Origin of the sequence: Streptomyces alboniger, assembly GCF_008704395.1 — a bacterium.
Classification (GTDB): domain Bacteria; phylum Actinomycetota; class Actinomycetes; order Streptomycetales; family Streptomycetaceae; genus Streptomyces; species Streptomyces alboniger.
On the sequence record NZ_CP023695.1, the window covers coordinates 6,603,572 to 6,617,330 of the forward strand.

The 13,759-nt window shown below is 67.5% G+C and carries 13 protein-coding genes; 5 read left to right on the forward strand and 8 right to left on the reverse strand.

Going from position 1 to position 13,759, the window contains the following annotated elements; translation table 11 throughout:
• Positions 1-96 precede the first annotated feature (96 nt).
• Positions 97-1,002, forward strand: a complete 906-nt coding sequence (locus CP975_RS29045) for a Vgb family protein (protein ID WP_055533592.1) — start codon at positions 97-99, stop codon at positions 1,000-1,002.
• On the opposite strand, the gene CP975_RS29050 is transcribed toward CP975_RS29045, so the two are convergent.
• A complete protein-coding gene (locus tag CP975_RS29050; RefSeq protein ID WP_150477526.1) occupies positions 999-1,832 on the reverse strand; it encodes a chitosanase in 834 nt (277 codons plus the stop codon). The genes CP975_RS29045 and CP975_RS29050 overlap by 4 nt on opposite strands.
• 257 nt (positions 1,833-2,089) lie before the next feature.
• Here CP975_RS29050 and CP975_RS29055 point away from each other — a divergent pair, with 257 nt between their 5' ends.
• A complete protein-coding gene (locus CP975_RS29055; protein ID WP_055535846.1) occupies positions 2,090-2,737 on the forward strand; it encodes a DUF4360 domain-containing protein in 648 nt (215 codons plus the stop codon).
• Here CP975_RS29055 and CP975_RS29060 read toward each other — a convergent pair.
• Positions 2,691-3,392, reverse strand: coding sequence for a TetR/AcrR family transcriptional regulator (locus CP975_RS29060; RefSeq protein WP_055535849.1), 702 nt, complete (start codon positions 3,390-3,392; stop codon positions 2,691-2,693). The genes CP975_RS29055 and CP975_RS29060 overlap by 47 nt on opposite strands.
• Before the next feature lie 172 nt (positions 3,393-3,564).
• Here CP975_RS29060 and CP975_RS29065 point away from each other — a divergent pair, with 172 nt between their 5' ends.
• Together CP975_RS29065 and CP975_RS29070 are read left to right on the forward strand one after the other, a co-directional pair.
• Positions 3,565-4,683 carry a serine hydrolase domain-containing protein gene (locus CP975_RS29065; RefSeq protein ID WP_055535850.1) on the forward strand — a complete coding sequence of 373 codons (1,119 nt, stop codon included), beginning with the start codon at positions 3,565-3,567 and terminating at the stop codon, positions 4,681-4,683.
• A 94-nt stretch (positions 4,684-4,777) separates the two neighbouring features.
• On the forward strand, positions 4,778-5,167 hold the full coding sequence (locus CP975_RS29070; RefSeq protein ID WP_055535853.1) for a cupin domain-containing protein: 390 nt from the start codon (positions 4,778-4,780) through the stop codon (positions 5,165-5,167).
• A 52-nt stretch (positions 5,168-5,219) separates the two neighbouring features.
• Here the strand turns inward: CP975_RS29070 and CP975_RS29075 are convergent, their stop codons facing one another.
• The 4 genes from CP975_RS29075 to CP975_RS29090 all read right to left on the reverse strand — a co-directional run bounded on the left by CP975_RS29075 (position 5,220) and on the right by CP975_RS29090 (position 10,812).
• Positions 5,220-6,854: a hypothetical protein gene (locus tag CP975_RS29075; protein WP_246201668.1), complete on the reverse strand. Its 1,635-nt coding sequence runs from the start codon at positions 6,852-6,854 to the stop codon at positions 5,220-5,222.
• A gap of 127 nt (positions 6,855-6,981) precedes the next feature.
• Positions 6,982-7,767, reverse strand: a complete 786-nt coding sequence (locus CP975_RS29080) for a hypothetical protein (protein WP_150477528.1) — start codon at positions 7,765-7,767, stop codon at positions 6,982-6,984.
• 69 nt (positions 7,768-7,836) lie between these two features.
• Positions 7,837-8,214: a peptidase inhibitor family I36 protein gene (locus CP975_RS29085; RefSeq protein ID WP_150477529.1), complete on the reverse strand. Its 378-nt coding sequence runs from the start codon at positions 8,212-8,214 to the stop codon at positions 7,837-7,839.
• A 375-nt stretch (positions 8,215-8,589) separates the two neighbouring features.
• Complete coding sequence (locus CP975_RS29090) at positions 8,590-10,812, reverse strand: alpha-N-acetylglucosaminidase (RefSeq protein WP_150477530.1); 2,223 nt, start codon at positions 10,810-10,812, stop codon at positions 8,590-8,592.
• Between the two features lie 308 nt (positions 10,813-11,120).
• Between CP975_RS29090 and proP the strand changes: the two genes are divergently transcribed.
• Positions 11,121-12,602, forward strand: coding sequence for a glycine betaine/L-proline transporter ProP (gene proP, locus CP975_RS29095; protein WP_150477531.1), 1,482 nt, complete (start codon positions 11,121-11,123; stop codon positions 12,600-12,602).
• Here proP and CP975_RS29100 read toward each other — a convergent pair.
• Both CP975_RS29100 and CP975_RS29105 read right to left on the reverse strand, forming a co-directional pair.
• Positions 12,584-12,829 carry a DUF397 domain-containing protein gene (locus CP975_RS29100; protein WP_055536400.1) on the reverse strand — a complete coding sequence of 82 codons (246 nt, stop codon included), beginning with the start codon at positions 12,827-12,829 and terminating at the stop codon, positions 12,584-12,586. The two genes, proP and CP975_RS29100, sit on opposite strands and share 19 nt — an antisense overlap.
• Positions 12,829-13,650, reverse strand: a complete 822-nt coding sequence (locus tag CP975_RS29105) for a helix-turn-helix domain-containing protein (protein WP_055536403.1) — start codon at positions 13,648-13,650, stop codon at positions 12,829-12,831. The genes CP975_RS29100 and CP975_RS29105 overlap by 1 nt, the downstream gene beginning before the upstream one ends.
• Positions 13,651-13,759: the final 109 nt, after the last annotated feature.

Consider the following 13,759-nt stretch of genomic DNA (forward strand, 5'->3'; position numbering starts at 1 on the left):
TCGGCGGGGCTGCGAAGCTGGCGGGGATCTCCGGGCCCCGCGCGCCGATTCGGGCCCTCGCCGAAAGGAACCGCCGTGTCAGACGTGAGGTCAGACGTGTCAGACAGCCGTGGCCCACACCTCCACGAGATCCGGGTGGCCGACGAGGGAGTCGGTCCGTACGGGATCGCCGCCGGGGCCGACGGCGCCCTGTGGCTCACCCTCAACGGCAGCGGTGAGGTCGCACGCCTCACCGTGGAGGGGGAGTTCACGCGGTACGGCCTCGGGGCACCGGAGTGCGGCCCGACCGTCATCACCCCAGGGCCCGACGGCGCGCTGTGGTTCGCCCGGACCAAGGACCACCACATCGGGCGCGTCACGGTCGACGGCAAGACGGAGGCGTTCCGGGTGCCGTCGCCCGGGAGCGGGCCCTACGGCATCACGTCAGGGCCGGACGGCGCGCTGTGGTTCACGGGGATGAACAGTGACCGGGTGGGCCGCGTGGACGCCGACGGGGAGATAGTGGAGTTCGTCCTGCCGACCGAGGGCGGTTTCCCCTCGGCGATCGCGCCGGGGCCCGATGGCGCGCTGTGGTTCACGCTCAACCAGGCGAACGCGATCGGCCGCATCGGTACCGACGGTCACGTCGACCTCCATCCGCTGCCGACGGAGGGCGCGGGGCCGGTGGGGATCGCCTCCGACGGGGAGGCCCTGTGGTTCGTCGAGATCATGGCCGGGCAGATCGGCAGGATCTCGGTGGACGGCCGGATCGAGGAGTTCCCGCTCCCTGACCGAACCGCGAAGCCGCACGCCATCGTCGCGACGGAGGCCGGGGACTGCTGGTTCACGGAGTGGGGAGCGAACCGCGTCGGCCGCATCACGTCAACGCCCTTCCAGGCGGCGGTGATCCAGGAGTACGAGCTTCCGACGCCGTCGTCCGAACCGCACGGCATCACCGTGGGCCCGGACGGGGCGCTGTGGGTGGCCCTGGAGAAGGGCGCGGTCGTCCGTGTCGCCTACTAGCCGATGTGGTACGAGTCGCCGTACACCTTCCAGTCCAGCGGCGGGTCCAAGTTGAGGTTCCTCTTCCTGAGGAACACCCGCTGCGCGGTGTCGACCCGGCTGGTGTCCTCGTGGGCCTCCTCCTGCTTCATCGCCCAGACGCGCGCGTCGAGGAAGGCGTTGAGGTACTTCACCTCGTCACCGCCCTGGACCGGCGGCTTCGCCGAACGCAGCGCGCGCTTGCGGATGTTGCGGAAGCTGGTGGAGTCGGTGCCGTCGCCGTGCATCACGATGGCGTCGTAGTAGCAGAACTGGCCGAGTACGCCGATGCCGTCCGCCTTGCCCTGCTTGACGGCCGGGTTGAAGTAGACGCGGTCGCGCTCGTCGTTCTGCGCCTTCTGGAACGCCGCGTCCTCGGCGGCGCGCTCCCAGTCGCGTACGAAGGTGGGGTCGAGCCCTTCGTGCGAGTCGGTGCCGTCGACCTCGCGCAGGGCGGGCAGGTACTTGGCGAGGACGTTGCCCGGCTTGCGCCGGGTGTACAGCTCGACGAGGTCCAGCATGTCGCCGGTGCCGGAACAGAAGCCGATGATGCCAGCGGTGTAGCCGCGGCCGTCGTCGATGTCCTCGATGTAGCGGTAGTAGTCCTTCCAGTTGAGGCTGGAGTTCTCGGCGCTACAGACGAGTTTCATGGCGATCTCCTTCTTCGCCGGATCGTCGAGCCCGATGGCGCTCACCGCTGCCGGAGTCGCCGTCGCCGTCTGCGAGGCGATGAGCGGGCCCGCGAGGGCGGCGGCGCCGATGAAGGTGAGGAGGGTGCGGCGGGTGGGATGGGCGGGGTGGGGGGTCTGCACGAGGGCCTCCTGAAGGGGGGAGTTCGTTCCGCGTACTGTTAGGAAGGTTTCCTACCAGAGATTGGCGGCGGCGTATACCCGTCAAGAGGCGTCAGCCCGTGCGGAGTTGGCGTCGGCGGAATGGCCGGACATCGCTCTGGCAGCCGTTCCCACTGGTCCGTACGCTCCCCTCGCTCACGCATTCCGCTTCACGCACCGCGGCTCCACGCACCACGGCACTTCTCCCACCCCCCTCCTTCGCAATGGAACGGAGAACCATGGCTGGTGCACTGCTGCTGAGCGGCGCCGTCGCGGCGCTGATCGGCTCGACGCTTCCCGCGCACAGCCCGGCCGGGACCCTCGAACCGCCGCCGGACAAGATCGTGATCGAGGTCGCCACGGTGAACGGCTCGGGCTGCCCGCGCGGCACCGCGGCCGTCGCCGTCTCCGAGGACAACACGGCCTTCACGGTCACCTACAGCGACTACCTCGCCCAGGCGGGCGGCAGCGCGGACCCCACCGCGTTCCGCAAGAACTGCCAGCTCAACCTCATCGTGTACGTGCCGCAGGGCTTCACGTACGCGATCGCCAGCGCGGACTACCGCGGCTACGCCTCGCTCCAGCCGGGCGCCAAGGGCATCGAGAAGGCCTCGTACTACTTCCAGGGCTCACCGAACACGGCCGCGAAGTCCCATGAGTTCAAGGGCGCCTACAACGACAACTGGCAGGCCACCGACACGACCGACTGGGCGCAACTGGTCTGGGCGCCGTGCGGGGAGCGGCGCAACTTCAACATCAACACGGAGTTGCGCGTGGACGCGGGCACCTCGGACCCCGCGAGGACCAGCTTGATGACGATGGACTCGACGGACGGCGACATCAGCACGGAGTATCACATGGCGTGGAAGGAGTGCCCGCGCCGCTGAATCCCGCGCGGTGCGCCTCGATGTGGACGAGGTGCGCCGCGAGGATCTCCTCGAACGCTGCGCGGCGGTCCACTCCCAGGGGGCGGACGTCGCGGGCGAAGTGGGCCAGGGCGGGGAAGCGTTCGGGGTCGGCGCCGAGCACCGCGACGCGGAACAGCTCCATGCCCTGTTCCTGCTCCTCGGGGGTGATGGCGCTGACCCCGGCCTCGGAGGCGATCAGCGCGGCGATGAGGATCGCGATCCGGTGGTAGCGCGCCGGAATCTCCTCGTCGGGCACTCCCGCTGCGCGCAGGGCCTGGAGTACCTCTTCCATCACCAGCCGGGAACCGGTACCGCTCGACGCGTAGCGTCCCCAGACCGCGGCGAGCTGGGGCTGCTGCCGGAAGGCCTCTCTCACGCGCAGGGCCAGGGCCGTGATGCGCTGCTTCCAGTCGCCCTCGGGGTGGTAGCCGTCCACCGCGGCCAGGAGGATCCGGTCGGCGACAGCGCGCAGCAGCTCGGTCTTGCTGCGGAAGTGCCGGTAGAGGCTGGAGGAGTCGGTCCCGAGGGCCGCGGCCAGCTTGCGCACGCTGAACGAATCCGTGTCGCTCGTGCGCAGCAGCTCCGCCGCCGCGTCCAGGATCTCTTCGGTTGACCAGCGCCTTCGGCCTGCCATCGTGCCCCTCTCGTCGGACCTCAGCCTAACTTATGCACTTGGCGTTGCACGCACTGCGTGCATAATGAGGACATCGGCATGCCGGGCGGACCGGCCTGCCGCTCGTTCCCTGCTGCCCTGGTCGGGCGACCGCTGCGGGACCCGGCCCGGGGAAGACGAAAGGACGCAAGACGTGACGAACCCTCTGGATTCCGCGGTGTTGAACGCGGCCATCGAAGACGTCCACCGCGCCGGGATGCCGGGCCTGTTCGCCGAGGTGCGAGACGGCGAGCAGGTCTGGCGCGGTGCCGCCGGGGCCGCCGATGTCGTCACCGGCCGCCCCGTCACCGCAGATATGCGGCACCGGGTCGGCAGCATCACCAAGACCTTCACCGCCGCCGCGGTCCTTCAGCAGGTCGAGAGCGGTCGGATCGATCTCGACGCGCCGATCGGCGGGTACCTTCCGAAGCTGGTTCCCGGAGAGCGCGGTGACGCGATCACGGTCCGGATGCTGCTCAACCACACCAGTGGCTTCGCCGAGTACCTCCCGTACGCCTACCCCTCCCTCAAGGCGTTCCCCGCCATCGCGGACACCGGGCCCCAGAGCCTGGACGACCACCGGCACACGCGGTTCGACCCCGCCGCACTGATCGAGATGGGGGTCACCGCACCCGCGTTCGGCCCCCCGGGCGGCACTCCGGGGCTGTACTCCAACACCAACTACCTGCTCCTCGTCGAACTCCTCGAAGAGGTGACCGGTACGACGGCCGAGCGGTACATCACCCGGAACGTCATCGAGCGCGCCGGGCTCCAGGACACCGAACTCCCCGCCGGGCCCCACGTCGACGGGCCGCACTCGCAGCTCTACGAGGCGTGGTTCGGCATGATCGACCCGCCGCGCGACTACAGCGTCTACGACATGTCATGGGTGGGTCCCTCGGCCTCGCTGATATCGACCGTCGCGGACCTAAACCGCTTCTTCGGCATGCTGCTGGCCGGGGAGATCGTCAGCCCCTCGTCACTGGCGCAGATGCGACGCACGGTCCCGGTCGTCTCCCAGGAGGGGAAGACGATCGACTACGGACTCGGCCTGCACCCGATGGAGGGTCCCGGTCAGGGCACCTTCTGGGGCCATGGCGGCACGGTCTGGGGCGGTGGAGCGCTGGCCATGATCCGTGCCGACGGCAAGCGGCAGATGGCGGTCGCGGTGAACATGCAGAGGTGGAACAGGCTCGACTCCGCCGGCAGGCCGCAGCCCCATCCCATCGACGCCGCGCTCGCGACGCTGTACCGCGTGGCGATGTACGGCTGACCGCGGGGGCGGCCGGGCCCACCAGGCCAACCCGGCCGGCCCCGAGCCGCGCACCTGACCAGATGAACGATGACCGCAGAACGGATGTATCGCCATGACCGTTGCCCCGATCGATCTCTTCGCCTCCTTCGTCCACCTCGACCAAGACGGCCAGGCGCGCGCCGTGCAACCCGTGTTCGACACCGAACGGGACGGCTGGCAGCTGATGACCTTCCATGCGGAGGCCCCTGCCGACGTCCACGCCGACCATTGGGAAGTCCACTCCGCCGCCGACGAGGTCGTGGCCTGCCTCAGCGGCGGGATACGTCTCTACTTCCGCCCGCAGCAGCCGGGTGAGAAGGAGGAGGAGGTCGAGCTGGCGGCGGGAACGGCGGTCGTCGTCCCGCGCGGGCGATGGCACCGCATCGCACTGAACACCCCCAGCGACATCATGTCCGTCACCGTGCCGCGGGGGAGCCGTCTGGAGAAGCGCAGCGAAGCCTAGCCGGGCCCGTTGGCCCGTCACATACCCCGGGGCTCCACCCTTGGACGACCTCTTAGCAATGCCTCTGCCAGGGGCCTAGGTACGAACTGTCGATTTCGTATCGGCCGGCTCCTGGCACCTTGAGGCGCACCCACTCGCCCTCACGTTCGATGCAGCCGGCGTTGGTTCGCAACCAGGGCGAATAGGCGATGCGCAGACTTACCGCCCCCTGTCTCCGGGTGCGGAGGGTGAGCTTGGCGTTGTCGCTGCCGATCACAGATGCACCAGCGCCGGTGGCCATGGGGCGGGCGTTTTTGACTGCGTAGATCCGCCAGTTGGCGTCGTGCCACACCGGCTTCAGCCAGTTGGGCTCGCTCTTTACGAGTCTGGCCTCATCCTTCGCCGCGAAGTCGGGCTCACCGGTCGGCAGAATGACGTACTTTACTGCCCAGTTGTTGAGCCAGGAGCGGTACTTCGCGGCCGAGAACCGGCCCTCGTAGAAGAGGTCACCTCGCTCCACGTCCACCTGTCGATTCCATCCACGGGCGAGATTCACATAATGGCCAAGCACGGTGGTCTCCCGGTGATTGATCGCCGGCACGACCTCCACGCGGGTTCGGTCCGCGTCCAGCCGGTCCAGCGCCGCCAGTACGCCACGCGCTTGTGTGGCCCACGCCGGCACTGGTGTCGACATCTTCGTCACATGAATGGTGTGCGACGTGACCCATTGGGTGGAGAGTACGAGTCCGACACCGAGCGCCGCCTTTTGTAGCAGGCGCCCCTTCCCGGTGAGGAGCGCGGCGAGCAGTACCGGACCGCCGAACAGCTCAGCCAGCCGGACGACATTGGCTCCCACGGGCGTGGGGATCAGTGCCGACAGGACGACGCCGAGCGCGTAGGTCGCGGAGCTGTAGCGAAGCACCCGCCAATCAGGCGGGGCGAACGCGGCAAGCAGCACACTGAAGAGGATCGGCTTCCACAGATCGCTCGTGGACATGGGCATCACGCCGCTGAAGGGGAAGAGCAGCGTCGTCAGGCCCACCACCGCAGTGGGAGGAGTACACAGTGCGAGGGCTTTGCCGAAGTCTCGGTTCAGGAGCCAGCCCGTGCCACACACGAGAAGGAACAGTCCTGCCACCGGGCTGGCCATCGTTGCCAGCGTGCTGAACACGCCGGCCGCAACAAGCCGCCGGCTTCTTCCCATCAACATCAGACACGATGCCAAGGCCAGCGCGACGCCCAGTGCGAAGGTGGACCGCCCCGAAGCGACGTTGCCCCACAAGAACAGCACCGCCAGGAGCGTGGGCCACATCGGGTTGCGGATGCCGCTGCGTACGAACACGCAGCCGATCAGCCATGAAGCGGCAACACCTGAGGCCACGGTGACGGTTCGCACGCCGAGCAGTGCCATCAGTTGGGGGGCCAGGACACTGTAATTTCCTACATGGACGCCGCCGTACCAGCCGAGGCTGTAAGGCGATCCAGGGTGCTCGGCAACAAACCGGGTCCAGGAAACCTGTGCGGCGAGATCCCCGCCTCCAGTGGCGAGGAAGACGGCCCATAGGATGTATGCGGGAAGGGCGAGAATGCCGGCCGAGACGGGGACGCGATGCCGCTTGCAAAAGGGGCGCAGCCGCCTCGGCCCGACGGGAGAGCTGTTCTTTTTTTGGGCAGGCAGTCCAGTCGTCGACGAGGCAGTGGATGCCACTGATGATTCCGTTCAGTAATTTTGCCGAGAGACCGCCCACCCTGTAGGTCAATCCCGAAGCGGCAGCTATTCCCCAGGAAGCGCCAGCCGGACGTTATGCAGGTAGCGCCTGTTTGAGCTTTTCAGATCATCGAAATAAGGCTTGTCTCTGTTGATCTCTATCTCCTCCAGCCTTTTCTGTCGAGAGCCAGATGGCGACCAGGTCAGTCTTCTTCTTGCATCTGACGTCAGACGCTGCGATGGCGATCTCTCGTTCTGTTGGATCGCCCTCCCCTGCCCACTTCCTGGCAGCCCCCCAGGGGGTTGCGTAGTCAAAACCGGCCGCTTTCATGCATGCACTCCACCGGGCGGCAGCGGTTTTCACGCTGTGATCGCGTTTGGCTGCGTCGAATGTACTCGACTTCAGGTCGTTGAACTTCGTGAAAGAGGTCTTTGCGCCACGTGTCAGTCTCTGGTCGGCCTGCTTCTGACAGTCTGCGGCTCGGGAAGTGGCGTCCTTCGACAGGCTCGCCAGTCGCCCCCTCATCTGTTTGACCACGCTCCTGTACTGCGGCGAGGACAGAAGCTCCGCAGGTGTGTGATATCCAAACCTACTGGCGACATTCGGCTCGACGACGCCGAAGTGGAGACGATTTCGCCAACTAGGGACACTTTTGGGTGACTTGACTAGCCCCCACTCATGTCCCTTCTCCCGCATACATGGGCGAACCAGAGCATCAGTGGCCGCATACGTCTTGATGATGTCATTGTCAGATAATTCGTAGGAATCGAAGGGGAAGACAATGCCCCTGGCCTCTGGGGTGGGTGCAGGTACGTCCGCCTCCGCCCCGCCGTCCGCTCCAGCTCCGCCGGAGCAGCCGGCTGCGAGCAGGCCCAGGGCTACGCATGAAATATATCCCCTACGCATGTTCATTCTTCCCTCATTTTTAAATGCCGCCTGGGGGGTGCCGCGCATGCGGCACCCCCCAGGCATGCAGTTTCCCTAGAATCCGTTCAGGGAGCTGGCCTTGTTCGCGAAGTTGTTGTTCTCGAAGTCGGAGTCCTCGCTGTGGGGCTTTAAGCCGTAGCTCTGGCCCTGGTAGTTCACATCCTGGTGTAAGTGGACCCAGTGGCCACACCTGTTCTTGGCGGCGTTGGCGTCGTCGTTCATGGCCGAACCGCTCGACCACTTATCTCCACTGAAGGTCTTGTCGTTCCCCGAGAATGCACGGGACCCGTCCCTGAAGCCGTTCGTGTCCCAGAGCGTGAAGCACGCCGCGGCTTGCGGACCGCTTTCGGCGGCGGTCGCGGCGGGGGCGATTGCAACGAGGCTAGTGGCGCACACGGCCGCAAGGCCGAGTGAAAGAGTGAGCTTGCGCATTATTTCCTCTCGAATTTTACGTCGGTAGCGAGATCCGCAGCATGGGGGCGGAATTGACTGCTCCACTTTCCGGTGGTCCCGCCGGTCGAACGCTTGAATACAAACATTGCATTCCCGTAATGGTCAACGCGTTTATGGCGGTGTCGTGGCATATGGCTAGAAGCGGTCGCCATCTGGAGGGCAACACGCCGCTGGCTGTGACGGTGGCATATGGCTAGAAGAAGTCGCTGTCTTTAGTGAAATCCGTCCGGTGAACCATCAACCGCGACCGCTTATCGTCCTCTATTTCACATAAAGTCTGTTTCGTGCGATCGGTGTGTAAGGGGCTGATAGTGCGCGCCGGGAAGAATGCTAAGTGATCTTCGCGTTTGGCCGTCAGTGTCCGAAAGCGGCGCCGCCACGCCCGGCCGTGGTCAGTCGGGCGCGCACCTGTGCCGCGATCTCGTACGTGTCACCGGTCGGCCGCGTGGCCAGGCGGCCCGGGTCGCGGGTCCAGTCGTCCTCCAAGGCGAACCAGTCGATCTTTTGGGGCGCGCGGCCTTCCGCGAGCGCGGACCGCAGTTCCTTGAAGTAGCGCTCCCAGCGCAGCCGGTACAGGCCACCGACGAGCCCCGCCCACTCGCGGTTGGCGTAGTCGCGCAGCCCGGCGTCCGCCCCGGAGCGATGGCCCCAGACGGTGAGCAAGGACAGTTGGTCATAGGCGAGTTGGTTCCGCTCCCGCGCGTCGGCGCCCCATGCCCGGGCGTCCGCGACCCAGCGGCCCAGGAGGTGGCGGGAGTCCGTGGCGACGAGCCGGTCGAGCAGGTCCATCAGGTCGAGCCAGTCGCGGGTGAGCCGGTCGAAGCGGGCCGAGTCCTTGGCGTCGTACGCCTCCTTGACGCGCGGCAGCAGGACGCGGCTGTGGTTGGAGAGCGTCTGCCGGGCGACGTCGAGGAGGTCGCGGCGGTACGCGGAGGAGTCCCGCAAGTCCCGCCGTACGGCCAGTAGTTCGCCGAGGGCGGGGGCGAACTCCGCCGGGTCGTACCGCATCTTCTTCGGTGACCAGGACGCCGCCGACCTTGCCGCGAGATCGGGGCGCGCCCCGAAGAGGCCGTCCGCGCCCTCGGCCCACTTGTCGGCTCGGGTCGTGCCGTAGGCGGTGCGGCGCAGGATGTCCCACGCGGCGGCGGCGTGCGGATCGGCGGCGCCGTACCGTGCCGTGGCCCACTCGGCGAACCACTCCTCAAGGTCCAGGTTCCCCGTCCGCCAGGCGAGTTCCGAGAAGAGTTCGAAGGCCGCCGGGTTGTTGTCGGCCGCTTCCGGCATGAGGGCGATGCCGCTGAGAGTGCTGCCCTCCTTGGTGCGCCACTTCTCGAACAGCTCTGCCCAGACCGGGGTGTTGGCGCCGAGCGCGGTGTGGCCGCCGAAGTTCCAGATGGAGCCGAAGGCGTAGGGCGTGGAGCCCCAGTCGGCCTCGCGGTCCGTGATGTGCGGGAAGCGGTCGGAGATGCCGTCGACGACGAGCATGTGCTTCTTGTCGACGGCGTCGGTGATGGCCTTCGGCGGGTTGTGCTGCCAGCCGAGCATCACCCAGGTGGCACCAGGGTGCGCGGTCCGCAGTGCCTTCTCGACGCCCCTGGCCGCCTCGGCCACCGGCACGTCACCTGGCTTCCCGCCCTCGTGGAGCAGGTCCATCTTGTACATCGTGGTCGGGCCGAGGAGATCGTCCTGCGTCCGGTAGAACGCGGCGGCCACGCGCGCGAAATGGCCGGTGCGCGGATCCAGCCAGTCGGGGCGGGCGAAACCCAGCCAGTTGCCCTGCGGGACCGTCCTCGCCCCCGGGTTCCTGTCCTCGAAGCCGGGCGGCACGGTCCCGAAGTAGCCCGGCAGGACCGGTGTCATGCCCAGCTCGCGCAGCCGGTCGCAGATGCGGCGGCCGAGGCGGGCACGGGCGCCGAGGAGCTGCCGGGACACGGGGTGCGGGAACGACGACATGTTCTGAAGGAGCCACCACGGCTGGTGGGCGGGGGCCGGGATCCAGGATCTCAACTCCTCGTCCCCGTAGCCGAATTCCTGGAAGGCGCGGTGGTACACGGCATCGGCGCCGACGTACACGAGCACTTCGTTGTAGCCGTGCAGCGCGAGCACGTCCAGCTCGCGCTCCCAGTAGCTCCAGCCGTGGTACGCGTTCGTGTAGCCGTCGTTGGTGTCGTTCAGCACGAACCGGTGCGGGGTGTTCGCCCGGCCGGTGAGGGTTTTCGCGGGGGCGGGAAGCCGACGGGGCAGGCCCGACCGGCTGCCCGCCCAGGTGATGTTGGCGTGGGCGGTGTGCTTCAAGTAGTGCCGCAAGCCGGTGAGTTGGACGGCCGGGGTGGTCCCGGTGACGGTGATGCGGCCGCGCGCTCCGCCTCCGGTGACCTGGAAGGAGTCGCCGGCGCCCGGCTTCGGCGGGACGGTACGGAACGTGATCTGGTCCCAGTGGCGGGGCAGCAGCCGCCGGGCCGCGTCGGTGGCGGCGGTGCGCCGGGCGCCCGGGACGCCGTCCGCGGTGGTGCCGGAACAGGCGACGGCGGCGGTACCGGCGAGGCCGGTGAGGAACAAGCGGCGGGGGAGGGGCATCGGGGGCTCCGTCGGTCGGAAGGGGCGGGTGCGCGGGGGCACATACCGCTGTATCTCTTCCCCCGCGCGCCCCCCGCCTCTAACGGACGCTGCCTGAATGCGCCCCCAAGGGGCGCGGGAAGCCACGCGACCGGCCACTACGGACGGCCATAGGCCGGAAGTCCTTGCCTACAAGGACTTGCGACCCCCGCCGCGAGGACCAACGGGCCGGCTCTTTCCGATCCGCCGGTTGGCAGTGTTGATCGATGTCCACAGGGCAGACGAGTGATCAACGATGACCGACGCCGACGCGAGAGAGTGACTGCACAGTGAGCGCGCCCGAAGCACCAGAAACACCGGCACCGCCCGCTCCGGAGGCCGTCGCCCGCCACCGCGCCCTCTTCCGCGCCATCCACCGCCGCAAACACCCGCGCCTGCGCCGCTCGGACATCACGGTCACCGAGGAGGCCCAGGTCAAACGTGCGGTGAAGGCGACCGCGCTGGGCAACGCCATGGAGTGGTACGACTTCGGCGTCTACGCCTACCTCGCCGTCATCATCGGCAAGGAGTTCTTCCCCTCCGGGAACGAGACCGCGCAGACCCTCTCCTCGCTCGCCACCTTCGCCGCGGCCTTCCTCGTACGCCCCATCGGCGGCATGTTCTTCGGCCCGCTCGGCGACCGCGTCGGCCGCAAGAAGATCCTCGCGCTCACCATGATCATGATGTCGAGCGCCACCCTCGCGATCGGCCTGATCCCCAGCTACGCCACTCTCGGCGTCTGGGCCCCCGTCCTCCTCGTCCTGTGCCGCATGGTGCAGGGCTTCTCCACGGGCGGGGAGTACGGCGGCGCCGCGACCTTCATCGCCGAGTACGCCCCAGACAAGCGCCGCGGCTTCTGGGGCTCGTTCCTGGAGTTCGGCACCCTGATCGGCTACACCGTCGCCGCGGTCCTCGTCACCACCCTGACCATGCTGCTCAGCGACGACGCCATGCAGTCGTGGGGCTGGCGCGTCCCGTTCCTCGTCGCGGCGCCGCTCGGCCTCATCGGCCTGTACCTGCGGCTGAAACTCGACGAGTCGCCCGCGTTCCAGAAGATGGAGGAGGGCGAGGGCCCGGCCGCCGAGCGGCAGAAGAAGTCCTTCAAGGACTCCTTCGTCGGCCAGTGGCGGGCGATGCTGCTCTGCATCGCGCTGGTCGCCGCGTTCAACGTCACCGACTACATGTTGCTGTCGTACATGCCGACGTATCTCACCCAGCTCGGCTTCGGCGAGACCGGCGGACTGATGTCCATCGTCATCGTCATGCTGATCCTGATGGCACTCATCAACTCGGTGGGCCGCCTCTCGGACCGCATCGGCCGCAAGCCGGTCCTGATGGCGGGCTCGGTCGGCTTCTTCGTCCTCGCCCTCCCCGCGTTCCTGCTCATCAAGCAGGGCGGCACGGTACCGGTCTTCGCCGGGCTGCTGATCCTCGGCCTCGCGCTGGTCTGCTACCTCGGCGTGATGTCGTCCTCGCTGCCCGCCCTCTTCCCGACGGACGTGCGCTACGGCTCGCTCTCCATCGGCTTCAACATCTCCGTCTCGCTCTTCGGCGGTACGACCCCCCTGGTCGTCGCCGCGCTGATCGGCGCGACCGGCAACGACCTGATGCCCGCGTTCTACACGATGCTGGCGGGCCTCGTCGGCATCATCGCGGTCGCCGCGATGAAGGAGACGGCGCGCAAGCCCCTGGAGGGCTCCCCGCCGTCGGTCGCGACGGACGAGGAGGCCAGGGAACTGGTGGCGACCCAGCGTCAGCAGTCGGAGGCGTAGCCCACGAACTCCGCCCAGGCGCGGGGCTCCAGCGAGAGCTGGGGCCCTTCCGGGTCCTTGGAGTCGCGTACGTGGATCGCCCCCGGGCAGGGGGCGATTTCTACGCAGTCGTCTCCGGAGCCGCCGCTGTAGCTTGACTTGCGCCAGGCGAGGGCGACTTCGACGCAGTCGCCGGAACCGCCACTGCTGTAGCTGCTCTTGAACCAGGCCAGTTCAGGGGTGCTCATCATGCTCCTCGCATCCGCTCCAGCAGGCTCACCGAGTCCTCGAACGAGAGAGCCTGTGAGCGCATCTTGGCATACCGCATCTGGAGCATGCTGACCACTTTGGGGTCCGAGATCAACTGCCCGCTCTCCTGCCCCTCACCGTAAGCGAACCAGTTGTTCTCGGGGGTCTCCAAGAGCTGCATGGGACCGTCGAGACCGGCATGGGTCTCGCGCTCCACGGGCATGATCTGCACCTCAATGTTCCTGCGCCTGGCAAGCGCCAGCACATGGTCGATGAGTTCCATGGTGACGTCATGCCCGCCCATGCGGCGCAGGAACAGATGTTCCTCCAAGATGAAGCTGTACGAGGTGTTCGGCCGTTCCGTGAGGAGCCGCTGTCGCTCCAAGCGGGCTGCCAGCTGCGCTTCGATCTGCTCGTCATTCAGCGGCGGAAGCTGATTGACGAACAGCGTGCGCGAATACGCCGGGGTCTGCAACAGCCCCGGAATCAACCGGCATTCGTACGTATAGAGGGCGATCGCCTCCTGCTCCAGGCGGGCCCACTGGCGGAACCAGGTCGCGAGCCCCGGCTTGCGCGAGAGCTGATTCGCTGCGAGCCGCAGCGTCCCGAACGCGTCCAGCGCCGCCTCGCAGCGGTCGACGAAGCCCGGTGGCGGGAACCTCCTGCCCTGCTCGATCGAGGCGAGGAAGTGCGAGGAGCACCCCACCTCGTTGGCCAGCTCCTCCTGTGTCAGCCCCGCCCGCTTGCGGAAGCTCTTCAGGACCGCGCCGAAGGTCTTCAGACCGTCCGACGCCTCGGGCTCTTTGCTGCTTGACGACATCACGGGAAACCCCCGACGCTCGTGTACCGATCCCCGCCAACGCCTCAATGGTTACGGACCGTTACCCGCGCTGTCCACCCTTTGTACTCGTACGCTGACTCAGCGTACG

What these genes read in the sequence shown, in the direction of transcription:
- CP975_RS29055 (WP_055535846.1), top strand. Translation starts at nt 2,090, where the DNA reads ATGGCTGGTGCACTGCTGCTGAGCGGCGCCGTCGCGGCGCTGATCGGC.
- CP975_RS29060 (WP_055535849.1), bottom strand. Translation starts at nt 3,392, where the DNA reads ATGGCAGGCCGAAGGCGCTGGTCAACCGAAGAGATCCTGGACGCGGCG.
- CP975_RS29070 (WP_055535853.1), top strand. Translation starts at nt 4,778, where the DNA reads ATGACCGTTGCCCCGATCGATCTCTTCGCCTCCTTCGTCCACCTCGAC.
- CP975_RS29080 (WP_150477528.1), bottom strand. Translation starts at nt 7,767, where the DNA reads ATGAACATGCGTAGGGGATATATTTCATGCGTAGCCCTGGGCCTGCTC.
- CP975_RS29085 (WP_150477529.1), bottom strand. Translation starts at nt 8,214, where the DNA reads ATGCGCAAGCTCACTCTTTCACTCGGCCTTGCGGCCGTGTGCGCCACT.
- CP975_RS29090 (WP_150477530.1), bottom strand. Translation starts at nt 10,812, where the DNA reads ATGCCCCTCCCCCGCCGCTTGTTCCTCACCGGCCTCGCCGGTACCGCC.
- CP975_RS29100 (WP_055536400.1), bottom strand. Translation starts at nt 12,829, where the DNA reads ATGAGCACCCCTGAACTGGCCTGGTTCAAGAGCAGCTACAGCAGTGGC.
- CP975_RS29105 (WP_055536403.1), bottom strand. Translation starts at nt 13,650, where the DNA reads ATGTCGTCAAGCAGCAAAGAGCCCGAGGCGTCGGACGGTCTGAAGACC.